A 14,978-nucleotide genomic window follows, 5' to 3' on the forward strand; every position below is an offset into this window, starting at 1 on the left:
GGATAATCCAGCTAAATCCCAGCACCTTCCGAAATTTAAACAGGTGTGTCCGCTATCACACCTATTAAGTGCTAGGATTACACTACCTAAAAGTGAATTTTTTTAGACTAGATTGGAAACTAGATCTAAAGCAAGCTCAGTCCTCTGCTCTACCCACCCTTATGCCACCATGTCTACCACAGTGCCGAACGAGCTAAAAAGCGAAAATTTGCAATTGTTGCGCGAGTATCAACTTTCGGGATCGAATGAAACCCGCAATCAGTTAGTTAAACTGAATATCGGGCTGGTGAGAAAAGAAGTTTATCACTGGATAAACCAGTGCGGTGAAAGCTACGACGATTTGCTGCAAGTCGGGTGTATTGGGTTGATCAGGGCGATCGAGCGGTTTGATATCGCCAAGGGACACGCTTTTAGTTCCTTTGCAATTCCCTACATACGGGGTGAAATTCAACACTACTTGCGGGACAAAAGCCCTTCTGTGCGATTTCCCCGCCATTGGCAGTCCCTCGAACGCAAATCAGTCGCAGCAATCAAAGATTTGCAGGTGCAGTTAAACCGCAAACCTACGGATGCTGAAGTAGCAGCAGTCCTTGAGGTTTCTGTGCAAGAATGGCAAGAAATTAAGTTGGCCCATCTCAACCGATCGCCTCTGAGTTTGGACGCGCCGATGCAAGATGAAGATGAGGGGGCGACTTGTCTGGGAGAATTGGTTCCCGATAGCAAGTATCGGAGTTTTCAGTTGGCGCAAGAGGATCAAATTCGCGTACAGCAAGCTTTGGCTATGTTGGAACAACGTACTCGCGAGATATTGGAGTTTGTGTTTCTCTACGATTTGACGCAGAAAGAAACGGCTGAACGGTTGGGTATCAGTGCGGTGACTGTTTCTCGGCGAGTTAAGAAGGGGCTGGATTTGCTGAAAGAAATCATGACGAAACAGCTTTAGTCAGCAGTCATGAGTCATTAATCATTGGTCATTGGTCAGCCGTAGTTATACCAATTCTGAAAAGTAGTGCTAGATATCAATTATCAGCTATCGCCTGCCGGAAACGGCACTGCCGTGTCCGGCAGGTGGTAAGAGCGAATGAACGATAATTTATATATAGCCATCCTAAATCATTTGTGAATTTCTTACTCCCGAACCGCGGGTTCGGGGAGAGCTGGGGTGGGGTAAAAAATTTACGACTCCTGTAAGGATTGCTATAGGACAATTACTGTAGCAAGACTTTTTAAAATGGGTATTAGTCAACAATCAGCAGTAGTCAGTCAACAGTCAATAGTCAACAGCCATCGGTAATTAGTCAGTGGCTACCAAGAACAAATAGCAAATGACTAATGACTAATGACTAATGACTACTAACTAATTTTTAGATGCTGCGGACAAATTTATCCAGCCTTTCTACAGCTTTTTTAATTGTGCTTAAATCGGTGGCGTAAGACAAGCGAATATGGTCGTCTGCACCAAAAGCAATCCCCGGAATAACGGCTACTTGCTGCTGTTCTAAGAAAGCGTCGCAAAATTCCAGAGAATTCAATCCAGTCTTGCTGATGTTGACAAACATATAGAAAGCACCGTCTGGTTTAATACAGCTAATCCCAGGGATAGCATCGAGTAATTCAAATATTACCTGACGCCTTTGGGCAAAAGCTAGACGCATTGTTTCGACAGACTCTTGACTGCTTTCCAAAGCTGCGATCGCCCCGTACTGTGCAAAAGTACACACATTTGAGGTACTGTGACCTTGAATCGTGCCGGTAGCTTTGATTAATTCGATCGGTCCGGCCAAATAACCGACTCGCCAGCCTGTCATCGAGTAAGCTTTAGCAAAACCGCTGCTGATTAGGGTGCGATCGAAGATTTCTTTGCCTAGGGAACCGATGCTGACGTGTTGAGCGCCGTCATATATAATTTTTTCGTAAATCTCGTCAGCAACGACTAAAATATCTCGATCGACTATCACTTCGGCCAATGCTTTGAGTTCCGCCGGAGTATAAACCATTCCCGTCGGGTTAGAGGGCGAATTCAGTACAAATAACTTGGTTTTGGGAGTAATCGCTCGACTCAGTTGTTCCGGTGTAATTTTATATCCTGTAGAAGCATCAGTCTGTACAATTACTGGCTTGCCGCTGGCGAGTTTCACCATTTCTGGGTAGCTTAGCCAGTAGGGAGCCGGAATAATTACTTCTTCTCCAGGCTCGATCAGAGCCATCATCAGATTGTAGAGGGAATGCTTGCCACCGTTGGTGACAATGATATTTTCCGGTTGATAGTTGAGATTATTGTCATCGCGGAGTTTGCGGGCGATCGCAGCTTTTAACTGCGGTTCCCCAGCCACAGGACCGTACTTAGTCTTCCCCTCGTCTAAAGCTTGTTTTGCCGCTGCTTTAACGTGTTCGGGGGTATCAAAGTCTGGTTCTCCCGTACTCAAACTACAGACATCAATCCCTTCGGCCTTCATGGCTTTAGCCTTAGCGGCGATCGCCAAGGTTATAGAAGGAGAAACCTCACCCACTCGTGCTGCCAACTTAATCATTGGATTTTAGATATTAGATTTTTGACTTTAGATCATAGGGTGACAAATCTTGATATTCAACCCTGTTGTTAGGAAATTATGACATTTGTTTACATATAGTAAATCTAAAATCTCAAATCTAAAATCTAAAATCTAAAATTTAAAATCGATTGACATTATTATTGTACCATTTTTGATGCCTCATTACCCTCAACGCCGATCTGCAAGCTTATGGATCTCAAATCTCTGATTCGCGACATTCCTGATTTCCCCAAGCCGGGAATTCTGTTTCGAGACATTACAACTTTGCTGCGCGACCCGCAAGGGCTCAGTTACACCATTGACAACTTAGCCGAAAAATGCTCTGCAATGTCTGCTGACTATGTGGTGGGCATGGAATCGCGCGGCTTTATCTTTGGCGCGCCTTTGGCTTATAAAATGGGAATAGGCTTTATTCCTGTCCGCAAACCGGGGAAACTACCCGGTGCGGTTCATTTTGCTGAGTACGAGTTGGAGTACGGTGTCGATCGACTGGAGATGCACCGAGATGCGATGACATCCGGCAGCCGGGTGCTGATTGTGGACGATTTAATCGCCACTGGCGGAACAGCGGCTGCGACGGCTAAGTTGTTAGAGCAAGCTGGCTGCGAGCTTGTCGGTTTTGCTTTTATCATTGAATTGCAGGGTTTGGGCGGCAGGCAGAAATTGCCCGATGTGCCGATCGTCACGCTAGTGGAATATTAGTTAGTTCACTGTTAATTACTCGTTGTGGTAAGGTGCGCAGTGCGCACCCTACATCTTACTAAGGATACCAGTTATAAAAAATAATGCAAATGTAGGCACCCTCCCAACCTGGTAGTTATCACTCATTCACAAATCTAAAATCTAAAATCTAAAATCTAAAATAGCATGACTTCTCTTAAGTTAAATCGGAATTGGCGAGCGTTGAATTCTCTGTTTGGCAACGAGACATTTACTTATGTTTTAAAGCGACTGTTGCAGGCACTTTTAACGCTATTTTTGGCTTCGATGCTTTGTTTTGCAATTATTGAGCTAGCACCGGGCAATTACTTGGATACTTTGAGCCAAAATCCGAAGATTTCGCCGGAGACACTCAAGCAACTCGAACAGCAGTTCGGCTTAGATAAACCAGCGATTGTGCAGTATTGGCTGTGGCTGCAACAAATTGTGACGCGGGGGAATTTTGGCACGAGTTTTGTGTATCAGCGATCCGTAGCTTCGCTGCTGTGGGAACGGGTACCGGCGACGTTATTAATGGCGATCGCATCTTTGTTGGTGACGTGGGCGATCGCGATTCCCTTGGGAATTATCGCCGCCGTCAATCAAAACCGCACAGTCGATCGAGTTCTGCAAGTAGTCAGCTACACGGGACAGGGATTTCCGAGCTTTATCACAGCGTTGCTGCTGCTATTTTTTGCTCAGAATACTTCGCCTCTGTTTCCCGTCGGAGGAATGACAAGTATTGACCATGCAGACTTACCTTGGTGGGGTCAAATCCTCGATTACGGCTGGCACTTAATTTTGCCAACTGTCGCCCTCAGCCTTACTGGTTTTGCGGGTTTGCAAAGATTGATGCGCGGACAATTGTTGGACGTGCTGCGTCAAGATTATATCCGAACAGCACGGGCGAAAGGTTTGCCGGACGATCGAGTAATTTACATTCATGCTTTGCGAAATGCTGTTAATCCGTTAATTACCCTATTGGGTTTTGAGTTTGCTAGTTTGTTGAGCGGTGCGTTTATTGCCGAATATTTCTTTAATTGGCCGGGTTTGGGAAAGCTGACTCTGGATGCGGTGAACAATCAAGATTTGTATTTAGTAATGGCAAGTTTGATGATGGGTGCGACGATGTTGATTGTGGGGAATTTGTTGGCGGATTTGCTGCTGAAAGCTGTCGATCCTCGGATTAAGCTGGAAGATTTGAAATAACAGACTTCACTCAGCGATCGGATGTCAATTGTCACTCAAATTTTGTCCCCCTTGGAGTGTTTTATGTCAGAACAAAAACCAAACGAGCCAAGGAGTTTTAGCCGCTTTGCCGACTGGTGCAGGCATATTGACAGTCTTTCAGAAGGGGCAAGGCACACAGTTGAAGTGTTGTTAAAACAGGCTGGGACTGATGATGCTGAAGCTGCGGAGCGAATACTTTTAAGCATGACAGAACTCGATATCGGTGGCAATGAAATTACCGACATCAGCTCCCTCGGTTCGCTCACCAATCTGACAAAACTGGATCTCTACATCAATGAAATTACCGACATCAGCTCCCTCGGCTCGCTCACCAATCTGACAACACTGATGCTCAACTGGAATTATATTACCGACATCAGCTCCCTTCGCTCGCTCACCAATCTGACAACACTAAATCTCTGCATGAATCAAATTACCGATATCAGCTCCCTCGGCTCGCTCACCAATCTAACAACACTGTATCTCGGCGATAATCGAATTACCGACATCAGCTCCCTCCGCTCGCTGACCAATCTGAAACAACTGTCTTTCGGCTACTATTACCCTCCAATTGCCCCTCTTAGAGTGTTAGGCGAACTCGCACAGAAACGTCTTGCTCTCTCGACTAAGCCAATTGATGCTGAAAAAGCCACAGAAGCAGTCAAAATTGCCTATGCAGCTATTGGCATAGAAGCACCAGAAGTGATTATTTGCAGCAGTCCCCGCGACGCTTATCTCCAAATCTTCAACTTGCTGAAATGCGATCGTTCACTAAACTGCTCAAACGAATGGATCTGGAATCGACCGGGGCAAAAGCTAGACGGGAAATGGATGTCTCGATCGATTGTGGGAGAATTTGCCAGTCCGGCGGTGTGGGAGTATGAACTCGATCGCGTGACAATCGAGCCCGAAACAGATAGCACACTGATTTGGCTAATGAGGGACTTTGCTAACGAATATGGGCGATCTGAACCAACTATAGAGCATGATTTTTCCCATTCTTTGTACGACCTGACATCCCCTGAAACCCCCACGACTTTGCTTAAAGAAATCTATTTGACTCAATGGTATATCTCTTCATTAGGCGTCAATCTTTCCCAAAAGGCACAAGAAATACATCACTGCCAAAAGCTGCTTTTCGAGCATTGCGGTTTTATATTTCCCTTTGAAAAAACTTGCTTTGTGTGCGATCGCCCCCGCCACCTGCGCTTTGACAGTCAAAACCGCTTGCACGCGGAAGGAGAACCTGCGATTGAGTTTGCGGATGGATGGAATTTTTACTATTATCACGGCGTCAGATTGCCTGAAAAATACGGTCAACTCCACCCAAATAAATGGCAATCCCAATGGCTTATAGCAGAAGAGAATGCCGAGCTGAGGCGAGTGTTAATTGAAGGAATTGGGTAAGATCGCATTTGTCAAGAGTTGGAAGCCAAACAAATAGATAGATAGTTGGCAGGAATATGCACTATTACAAATAGATAACGCCGATGTCGAGCCGATTAGTTTGTTAAAAATGACTTGTCCGAGTACGGGATTCATTCACGCTTTGAGAGTGCCGCCTGACTTGACATCAGCTAGGGAGGCAATTCGCTGGGCAAATTGGGATATCGATGCAGAGGAATTTTCCGTGCAGACTTGATATATAGCGGTTCGAGCGAAAGATGAGGTACGTAGTTGGGCTTTAGCCCTATACGTTTAAGTGGTTATATAATCTATCAATCATACCTCATCTTTTTGAGAAAGGCTATAGCAGAAGGAAGAAGGAAGAGGGAAGAAGGAAGAAGGAAGAGTTAATATTAGCAAGGATTTCAGCGATCGATAATGTCTTTGTTTTAATTTCAGAAACGAGATGACAATTCCTGCAAGAACGAGCTAGGCTAGCTGTAGGCATCTATTTCAATCGGGACTTACGCGCGGACGATGGGAAACGGTTTTTTTTGGGGAATACTTAGTTATAGCACCTAAAAGCGACAAAAACCCTGTTTCTTTGGTGTGGATGCGTAATATCCTGTCCGGTAGATTAGCGATTTGTCGTCGGGCGGGGGCAGGTTTATAAGATTGTCGGTTTTCGGCAATTATTGTCGGTGAACCTGCCCCTACAAGACATGGCGTTTGTAATAACGGATCGGATCTATCTGAGATATTGCTGCATTCTCCATTAGCTGTAGGGGCGGGTTCGCCAGTAGGCTTAAAGTTTGCAGACAGGTTAAATAAACCCGCCCTCCCCAACTCCTATTATTCCCAGAAATGCACCAATAAAAATTCATTTACCATCCAAAAATGGCAAAACAACTAGCAATAGAAACTCGCGGGCTGACGAAACAATTCGATCGCCATATAGCAGTCAATGACATCGATTTGCAAGTAGCAGCAGGCGAAGTATGCGGACTGATCGGCCCCAACGGTGCCGGCAAAACTACTTTGCTGCGGATGTTGGCGGCTGCTGAGGAACCGACTACAGGGGAAATTTACATCAACGGGGATAGGTTATTGCGCGATCGATCGCACCCGATTCTCAAACAGCGCATCGGCTTTCTTCCCGATGACTTTCCCCTCTACGACGACTTGACTGTTTGGGATTATTTAGACTATTTTGCCCGACTCTACAACCTCCAGCAACCGCGCCGCCGAGAGCGAATCAACTCCGTGTTAGAACTGGTGCAACTAACCAACAAGCGCAACAGCTTAATTTCCACCCTGTCGCGGGGAATGAAACAGCGCCTCAGTTTGGGAAGAACTATTATCCACGAACCGCTATTGTTGTTGTTAGACGAACCCGTTTCTGGCTTAGATCCGATCGCCCGAATGCAGTTCCGCGAAATTATCAAAGTTTTGCAAGAAGCCGGCATGACCGTAGTCATATCATCTCACGTCCTCAGTGACTTAGCCGAACTTTGTACCTGGGTAGGCATCATGGAACTCGGATATCTGGTCGAAAGCGCACCTTTACAAGAACTTTACAAACGCCTCAGCCGCCAGCAAATTTTTATGTCGGTTTTAGCAAATAAATTAGAAGCGCTAACATCGGAATTAAAAAACTTTCCTTGGGTGGAAAATTGGGCAATAATCCCGGAAACTCAGCAGGTGTGCGTTGATTTTTCAGGAAGCCCGGAAGATGCAGCCAATTTATTACGCGAACTCGTCGCGGCCAACATTCCCCTAACCGAATTCCACTGCACTCAAGAAGACTTAGAAACCATCTTCCTCAAGATGGGGCACCAGCAAGCATCCTAATTTGCTCGTTTCCTGTTTCCCACAATAAACAGTGAGTTATAACTAAGTCGTCACCCATTCCTAATCACCAATAACCAATGACACTCCACTTACTAGACAAAATAGGCAACTGGAATCCCCAGTTATTTCGAGAAATCAAAGGTCGCTTGAATACTGGCAATATGGCGATCGCCTCTGCCTTTTCCGTAAGCGCTCAACTGCTACTGTTCAAGTCTTTCAATGCCCAGATACCCGTTCCCCCACCTCATGGAGAGTACACTAACCCCATCTATCACAGATTTTGCACTTTCGATGGTGCCATTCGCTCTGCGTCTGAGAAACAGTGCGTCAGAGATGCCTTCGGCAACTTTGTTATTAACTGGCCGATGTGGTGGCTAGAGATATTCATTTGGCTGAGCATATTGAGCGTGTTAGCCCTATTAGTAGGAGGGACTTATATGCTGGTCAGCGACTTAGACAAGGAGGAACGCCGCGGCACGCTCAACTTTATTCGCCTCAGTCCCCAGTCAGCAAAAACAATTTTTCTCGGCAAAATGCTCGGCGTCCCAATTTTACTGTATCTAGCAGCAATTCTGACAGTACCGCTGCATTTGTACGCTGGATTAGTCGCTCAAATACCCCTACATGAAATTTTATGTTTCTACATAGCGGTTGCAGGTAGCTGTGCTTTGTTTTACAGCACGGCGATGCTATTTGGATTGACAACCAGTTGGTTGGGAGGATTTCAACCTTGGTTGGCTAGCGCTATGGTTTTTGTTGTGTTTGGGATTTCTTGGCTGCCGCTCACGCGAACTGCTGGGGATGTGTTACATTTTTTGTCTCCCATTGCTATGCTGAGATATCAGCTTTTTATAGTTGATAAAACTGATTTCGATTCGTTAGTTGAAAACTCAGACAAGTTGCAATGGTTTTACTCGCCAGTGGGTACAAATATTGCGAGTGGCATTGCTTTGTCTCTCTTGGTTTGTGGTACAGGAACCTACTGGATGTGGCAGGGATGGCAGCGCCGCTTTCCAAATCCCAGTGCTACAGTTTTGAGCAAGCGGCAAAGTTATTTGCTAGTTATCTGCTGTCAGGTAATATTTTTAGGGTTTGCACTCCAATCAGACGCCCCAGACAACGCTAATCTCATCTGTTTACTTATCTTGAATTTGGTGATGTTCTTAGCTTTAATTGCAGCTTTAACATCTGACAGACAATCATTGTACGATTGGGCGAGGTATCGGAAACAAATCGTTCCCAGCAATCAGAAGCTGTGGCGACGCTACCCACTACTCGATTTAATTTGGAGCGATAAAAGTCCGGCTGTAGTTGCGATCGCGATTAATTTCCTCAGCTCAGTAATAATTTTAACACCTTGGGCACTGTTGGAAAAAAGTGAGAATAATGGATTTTGGGGTGTAATTTTCTGCCTGAACATAATCCTAATTTACGCAGCCATCACCCAACTATTCCTATTTACAAAAACCCGAAATCAGGAAATTTGGGCTGCCTGCACAGTCGGTGGCGCTATCTTGTTGCCGCCTCTGATTTTATCTATGCTCTTGCTAACCCCTGAAAAAGCTCCTCTTTTGTGGTTGTGTTCAACATTTGGTGGCTTTTGGTCTTCGTCGTCTCTGGCAGCGTCAGGAAATACGATTTTGCTCTCCATACTGAGTCAGTGGACTGTCTTGGTGTTGTTGAATCTCAAATTGCGATCGCAACTGAGACTCGCAGGGCAATCAGCTTCTAAAGCACTGCTGAAAGCGTGAAAAAGCAGGGGAAGGGATCAAACGTGAAACTCCGATTCAGGCAGGGGCTTAAACCCCTGCCTGAAAGCTTAAGTCGTCTGAAGACGACTGTTAAACTAAATTATTATGCCAATTCTGCATTTATAATAATCCACTTTATATTGAGCGATGGTGGTCGCCGCTACACACACAAAGCCCACCTTCGCAGGCTTTAAGATTAAAGTTAAAAAATAATTTCTGACTGTACCGATCCAAAATTATAGAGTCAGCGTATATTACTAATGAAAGCAGTACAAAATTTCATAGGTTCGCACCGCTAAAAATTTCAGCTTGCCTGTTTGCAGTTGAGCTGCGATCGCCCTTAGCGACACAGCAAACTATAAAATACTGCTAAGTGGTCTGTATTTAGGAGTGAGTTTATTTTAATCCGGGGGCGAGTTTATGTATCATTTGAGCTGCCTGTAATACTTTGATTACAACCCACCCCTACAGCCGAAAATAAGAAAAACTATCCTAAAAGTGCTAATTTGTGATATTTTGACTGAGAATACCGCCGTCGTTAGGCAACAGAAGTATCAAAAGTATCAAATTTAGAGGGTAATTAGATCGTGGCAGATATTAGAGGCAGCGCACAAGCAGACTTGCTAGCAGGGACTCCAGAAAATGACCTAATTTTTGGTTTGATGGGCAATGACACCATTACGGCAAACTCTGGTAATGACAGTATTTATGGAGGAAAACAAAGCGATTTAATTGAGGGCAATTTAGGTCAAGATTCGCTTTTTGGAGATTTAGAGAACGACACTGTTAACGGCGGAGACGGTAACGATTTTTTGGTGGGCGGAAAAGGCAGCGATTCCATTTCGGGAAACTCCGGCAATGATGTTTTGTCGGGCGATCGAGATACTGATATCCTGATAGGCGGAGACGGGGCAGACTTATTTGTTTTGAGGCGCTATGCGGAGGCAGATCCTGGTCGTACCAGCGGCGGTGTTAGTTTGGCAAATGCGGACGCGATCGCCGATTTTGTACCAGGTACAGATTTAATCGGTTTGGGGGAAGGTCTTAGTTTTAGCGACTTAAATATTCTAGAAGCTGGAAACAATACTGTTATCCAAGACCGCGTAACAGGAGAATTTCTCGCTACCCTCCAAGGGGTGAGACAAAGTGCGATCAACCAGGCAAGTTTCACTAATAATATTAGCAGCGTTGTTCCCAATCCCCCGCCTCCAGCGCGGACAACGGCTTATGCTTTAACTCCTGCTAATCGGATTGTCGGTTTTAGCCTTTCCAATCCGGGAAGTGTGATCTCAGATTTGCCCGTGACTGGATTGCAAGCGGGAGAAAGTTTGCTGGGAATTGATTATCGGCCGGCTAACGGTTTGCTTTACGGTGTGGGTTCTAGCAATCGCTTGTATACTGTCAATCCGATGACTGGGGAAGCAAGTCCAGTGGGTAACGGGGAGTTTGCTGTTCCACTAACTCCGGGGGCTGCGGGTTTTGATTTCAATCCGACAGTCGATCGAATTCGGTTTGTCAATCAAGCCGATCAAAACGCCCGCCTCAACCCGGATACCGGGGCACTTGTGGATTTTGACACGCTGGCGGGGGGAATTCAACTCGACGGGAATTTGGCTTATGCTGCAGGCGATCGCAATTTTGGAAGTTCTCCGGCTGCTGCTGGGGCTGCGTATGTGAATAACTTTGCCGGCGCAACTTCCACCACCCTGTTTGCAATTGACAGCGATTTGGATGTTTTGGTGCGCCAAGATCCGCCGAATAATGGAGTGTTGAATACGATCGGATCTTTGGGAGTTGATGCTACTAGCGTTCTCGGCTTTGATGTCAGGAGTATTGGCGGCCGCGAGGTGGCAGTGGCGGCCCTGGAAGTTGGGGGCGTTTCGGGCTTGTACAATATCAATTTAAGTAGCGGTCAAGCTTCCTTTGTCGGTCAAATTGCCGACGGGAGACAGATTAACGGTTTGGCTTTGCCTTTGCCTACAGCTTACGCTTTAACTGTCAGAAATGGCGCTGAAACAATTGTCGGTTTTAACGAGGCGGGACCGCGGGCAATTCTCAGCGACGTGGCAGTTACAGGATTGCAGCCCGGAGAAAGTTTGCTGGGAATTGATTTTCGCCCCGCTAACGGTGTGCTTTACGGTGTGGGTTCTAGCAATCGCTTGTACGCGATTAATCCAGTTACTGGGGCTGCAAGTCAAGTCGGTAGCGGGCAGTTTGCTGTTCCCCTAACTCCGGGGGCTGCGGGTTTTGATTTCAATCCGACGGTCGATCGAATTCGGTTTGTCAATCAAGCCGGTCAAAACGCCCGTCTCAACCCTGATACTGGGGCACTTGTAGATTTTGACACCCTGACGGGGGGAATTCAACTCGACGGGAATTTGGCTTATGCTGCGGGCGATCGCAATTTTGGCAATCCCGGCGCTGCTGCTGCTGCTGCATATGTGAATAACTTTGCAGGGGCAACTTCGACGACACTATTTGCAATTGACACCAATTTAGACGTTTTGGTGCGGCAAGATCCGCCGAATAATGGAGTGTTGAATACGATCGGATCTTTGGGAATTGATGCTGGTACTGTTCTCGGCTTTGATATCAGGAGTGTTAACGGTAACCAGACGGCTTTGGCTGCGATCGAGGTTGGGGGAGTTTCCAGCCTGTACAATATCAATTTGACCACAGGTCAAGCTTCGATCGTCGGTCAAATTGGCGACGGCAGGGGATTTAAAGGTTTGGCACTAACTTTGATTTAGATGTTCTTAGTTGCCAATCTGGAATAGTAGTAAGGTGCGAATTACGCACCTTACAAATATGGTTAAGGCATAAGTCCTGTTAGTCAAACAAGTTTTGGAAAGCATACCAACCCTCGCCGAGATAAAAAATATTTTGATCGCCGTTGTTGCTACCGGGGGCCAAGCGAAAATTTATAGCTTGGAAACCACCGGCTTTGCGAGATAAATCCCGAACGAAACCCTGATGCGCCCACTTACCCTCTATCTCAATTGAGGTGATATTGGTTGTTGTCGGCGAGATTGCCAGATTATTTGGGGCAGATTCAGATGGGTCGTACACTCTATAGACACCAAGAACCTCCAAAATTCCTATTTTTTGACTCGGATTAAACTCCAATACTTTGTTTTGAGAGGTTGCGAATTTTACTCGGTCGGCTAATTTTTCTAATTCCGGCTTGTAAAGCGTGAAATTCAACCATAATACAAGATGTGTTGCCCAAGTTAGTGACAGAATCCCTGCTAGCAATGGAATTATCCACCAACGAAACTGTTTCAGCCGTAGACGTGCATTGCTTAGACTGTACACCCAAATTAGCAAGATTGACAGCCAAAGCAACCAAGCTAAACTATCCCAACTAAAATTAGATAATGAAGATAAGAAATTTAAAGGAATGTACAAAATAAATTTGACAGGAGCTAGGATAATTTTAGTTATATCTATAGGGTCAAGAATTTGATAGCTTGGCGACAATAAGCAGCCTAAGATAGTAGCGAAAGAGAAAAAGGCTATGCTATTCCAAATCTTCCCGGTCGATACGTTTAATCTTGAAAAATTTTTCATTTTTTATTATTCCTGAAGTTGTTGATGTTTTCTCTATTTTAAACTATAATAAATTTAGGAGTTACGCATAAACTCTATCTGTAAGGCGGGCCCTAAGCACTTTACCCCCTACAAATAGTGCAAAAATTGCACCTTTGCGTAAGTCCCTACAATTCATCGCCAATCTGAACAGCTAAAACATAAGATGTTATCTCAAGTTTTTTACTTGCTGCGTTCTCGTGCTGACGGCAAATATATCAGCGCTTGTCCCAATCCAGATTCGGCGGTGAGTTACCTGCTGATGTTTCGCGAAGACTATGACGCTTTGAGCTATCTCAACGCCCACGCTGCTGATGTTGCCGATCGATTCGGAGTAGAATCAATTTCCGGTTCTCAGGTAAAAAAGCTACTCGAACGTTGGGGATTTAACGGTGTGGGGGTTGTTCAAGACCCGCTGTTACCCAATATTGAGTTTTTATTGACAAAGGATTGACAATTGACAAGATTTGCTATTCACTCGGTTTCAGGAAGAAATCGGGTTTTTTTGTCAAGTTTTGAGTCGATCGCTCGATCGAGCTTGTACACTTGCGATCCCCATATCTAGTGCAAATTGTCAAATATATTAACCTTTAACCCTAAATCTGAATCCTGTTGTATATTCGTAGTCTGTTGATATATTCCGACACGTCAGTACACAACCTATGGTTCGAGAATTAGAGCGATCGAGTGCCAGCGAGAAACGCAACCTGTCCGATTTCCCCGAAACAGCACCCGCAGCCAATCCAGTATTTTTCAGGACTTACAGTCGCCGTACCGAGACGGGAAGGGAGACTTGGGCCCAAGTGTGCGATCGAACAGTCAAGGGGCTGCAAAAGCTGGGAAACCTCACCCCCGAAGAAACACAACTGCTGCACCGGATGCAAAACCAGCTCAAAACCCTCGCTTCAGGCCGCTGGCTGTGGGTAGGCGGCAGCAAATGGATCGAGCAACCAGAGAATTTTTCCGGCGCATATAATTGCTCCTCAACAAATATTCTCGACTGGCGTTCCTTTGGCTTGTTAATGGATTTGGCAATGATGGGCTGCGGCACTGGGGCAGTCTTGGAACCACAATATATCAACCAACTGCCGCCGATTCGCAACCGTTTAACCCTAACCATGCAAGGCGAAATCGGCTCTACACCCGCCCAGTCGCGCCGTCAAGAAACAGAAGTAAAAATAGCAGAAAAAACCGCAACTATTTATGTCGGAGATTCTCGCCAAGGTTGGGTAAACTCCTATCAAACTTTGCTGGAATTATCCACAGATGAAAGATTTGCAGGAGAAGTTCAAGTATTCATTGATTTGAGCGATGTTCGCCCGGTGGGAGAACCTTTAAAAGGTTTTGGCGGAGTAGCAAATCCGGTGAAATTGCCTGACCTTTATCAGCGCTGCGCAGCTATTTTGAATAAAGCTTTAGGGCGGCAGTTAAATTCAGTTGAATGCTGCGTTCTGATAGATGAAGCGGCGGTCACGATCGTCGCCGGAAATATTAGAAGATCGGCCGGAATGCGTCAGTTTTCTTCTGATGACGAACTGGGGGCAAATGCTAAAAACAATTTGTGGCAACAAGATGAAAGCGGCAACTGGAGAATAGATCCAGAACGCGATGCCCTTCGGATGGCTAACCATACGCGAGTTTTCCATACCAAACCTACACTAGAAGAATGTATTGATGCTGTCCGCAAACAGTATTACAGCGGCGAAGGTGCGATTCAATGGGCCGGCGAAGCTGTAGCTAGATCTAACGTTGATTTACTTTCAACACCGAGTCTTAAACTTGAATTTTTGAAAGCTTACGACGAAGGAAAATCTAAAGAGTGGTTGCAGGAACGCTATCCTAATATGACTGCGGAAGAATTAGAGCATCGGTTAGTCCGTGTGGGCTTAAACCCGTGTGGTAAGTAATTTTGCCTCACGTT

The 14,978-nt window shown here is 45.6% G+C and carries 10 protein-coding genes and 2 pseudogenes; 10 read left to right on the forward strand and 2 right to left on the reverse strand.

What is annotated here, in order from left to right; all coding sequences use genetic code 11:
• The first annotated feature begins 169 nt into the window (after positions 1 to 169).
• The gene (locus tag QUA53_RS00040; protein ID WP_333094166.1) at positions 170 to 943 is read left to right on the forward strand and encodes an RNA polymerase sigma factor SigF; all 774 of its coding nucleotides are present in this window, start codon (positions 170 to 172) and stop codon (positions 941 to 943) included.
• A 421-nt stretch (positions 944 to 1,364) separates the two neighbouring features.
• Here the strand turns inward: QUA53_RS00040 and QUA53_RS00045 are convergent, their stop codons facing one another.
• On the reverse strand, positions 1,365 to 2,531 hold the full coding sequence (locus QUA53_RS00045; RefSeq protein WP_333094168.1) for a pyridoxal phosphate-dependent aminotransferase: 1,167 nt from the start codon (positions 2,529 to 2,531) through the stop codon (positions 1,365 to 1,367).
• Between the two features lie 210 nt (positions 2,532 to 2,741).
• Here QUA53_RS00045 and QUA53_RS00050 point away from each other — a divergent pair, with 210 nt between their 5' ends.
• The 7 genes and pseudogenes from QUA53_RS00050 (at position 2,742) to QUA53_RS00080 (ending at position 12,219) form a co-directional block, all read left to right on the forward strand.
• Positions 2,742 to 3,254, forward strand: coding sequence for an adenine phosphoribosyltransferase (locus QUA53_RS00050; RefSeq protein ID WP_333094170.1), 513 nt, complete (start codon positions 2,742 to 2,744; stop codon positions 3,252 to 3,254).
• A 165-nt stretch (positions 3,255 to 3,419) separates the two neighbouring features.
• Positions 3,420 to 4,460 (forward strand): ABC transporter permease, encoded by a 1,041-nt coding sequence (locus QUA53_RS00055; protein WP_333094171.1) that lies wholly within the window; start codon positions 3,420 to 3,422, stop codon positions 4,458 to 4,460.
• 225 nt (positions 4,461 to 4,685) lie between these two features.
• A pseudogene (locus tag QUA53_RS00060) lies at positions 4,686 to 4,991 on the forward strand (leucine-rich repeat protein); the annotation flags it as partial.
• 624 nt (positions 4,992 to 5,615) lie between these two features.
• Positions 5,616 to 6,123: pseudogene (locus tag QUA53_RS29075) on the forward strand (DUF6745 domain-containing protein); the annotation flags it as partial.
• Positions 6,124 to 6,764: 641 nt separating this feature from the next.
• Positions 6,765 to 7,718, forward strand: coding sequence for an ABC transporter ATP-binding protein (locus QUA53_RS00070; RefSeq protein ID WP_333094172.1), 954 nt, complete (start codon positions 6,765 to 6,767; stop codon positions 7,716 to 7,718).
• 77 nt (positions 7,719 to 7,795) lie between these two features.
• A complete protein-coding gene (locus QUA53_RS00075; RefSeq protein ID WP_333094173.1) occupies positions 7,796 to 9,469 on the forward strand; it encodes a hypothetical protein in 1,674 nt (557 codons plus the stop codon).
• Between the two features lie 587 nt (positions 9,470 to 10,056).
• Positions 10,057 to 12,219 carry a DUF4394 domain-containing protein gene (locus QUA53_RS00080; protein ID WP_333094175.1) on the forward strand — a complete coding sequence of 721 codons (2,163 nt, stop codon included), beginning with the start codon at positions 10,057 to 10,059 and terminating at the stop codon, positions 12,217 to 12,219.
• A gap of 79 nt (positions 12,220 to 12,298) precedes the next feature.
• Here the strand turns inward: QUA53_RS00080 and QUA53_RS00085 are convergent, their stop codons facing one another.
• Positions 12,299 to 13,039 carry a hypothetical protein gene (locus QUA53_RS00085; protein ID WP_333094177.1) on the reverse strand — a complete coding sequence of 247 codons (741 nt, stop codon included), beginning with the start codon at positions 13,037 to 13,039 and terminating at the stop codon, positions 12,299 to 12,301.
• A 184-nt stretch (positions 13,040 to 13,223) separates the two neighbouring features.
• Between QUA53_RS00085 and QUA53_RS00090 the strand changes: the two genes are divergently transcribed.
• Together QUA53_RS00090 and nrdJ are read left to right on the forward strand one after the other, a co-directional pair.
• Positions 13,224 to 13,511, forward strand: a complete 288-nt coding sequence (locus tag QUA53_RS00090) for a hypothetical protein (RefSeq protein WP_333094178.1) — start codon at positions 13,224 to 13,226, stop codon at positions 13,509 to 13,511.
• A gap of 208 nt (positions 13,512 to 13,719) precedes the next feature.
• Positions 13,720 to 14,964, forward strand: a complete 1,245-nt coding sequence (gene nrdJ, locus QUA53_RS00095; protein ID WP_333094180.1) for a ribonucleoside-triphosphate reductase, adenosylcobalamin-dependent — start codon at positions 13,720 to 13,722, stop codon at positions 14,962 to 14,964.
• Positions 14,965 to 14,978: the final 14 nt, after the last annotated feature.

Source organism: Microcoleus sp. Pol12B3 (genome assembly GCF_036701355.1).
GTDB lineage: Bacteria > Cyanobacteriota > Cyanobacteriia > Cyanobacteriales > Microcoleaceae > Microcoleus.

Coding starts and splice junctions, on each gene's coding strand:
- QUA53_RS00040 (WP_333094166.1), top strand. CDS start 170: ATGTCTACCACAGTGCCGAACGAGCTAAAAAGCGAAAATTTGCAATTG.
- QUA53_RS00045 (WP_333094168.1), bottom strand. CDS start 2,531: ATGATTAAGTTGGCAGCACGAGTGGGTGAGGTTTCTCCTTCTATAACC.
- QUA53_RS00050 (WP_333094170.1), top strand. CDS start 2,742: ATGGATCTCAAATCTCTGATTCGCGACATTCCTGATTTCCCCAAGCCG.
- QUA53_RS00055 (WP_333094171.1), top strand. CDS start 3,420: ATGACTTCTCTTAAGTTAAATCGGAATTGGCGAGCGTTGAATTCTCTG.
- QUA53_RS00070 (WP_333094172.1), top strand. CDS start 6,765: ATGGCAAAACAACTAGCAATAGAAACTCGCGGGCTGACGAAACAATTC.
- QUA53_RS00075 (WP_333094173.1), top strand. CDS start 7,796: ATGACACTCCACTTACTAGACAAAATAGGCAACTGGAATCCCCAGTTA.
- QUA53_RS00085 (WP_333094177.1), bottom strand. CDS start 13,039: ATGAAAAATTTTTCAAGATTAAACGTATCGACCGGGAAGATTTGGAAT.
- QUA53_RS00090 (WP_333094178.1), top strand. CDS start 13,224: ATGTTATCTCAAGTTTTTTACTTGCTGCGTTCTCGTGCTGACGGCAAA.
- nrdJ (WP_333094180.1), top strand. CDS start 13,720: ATGGTTCGAGAATTAGAGCGATCGAGTGCCAGCGAGAAACGCAACCTG.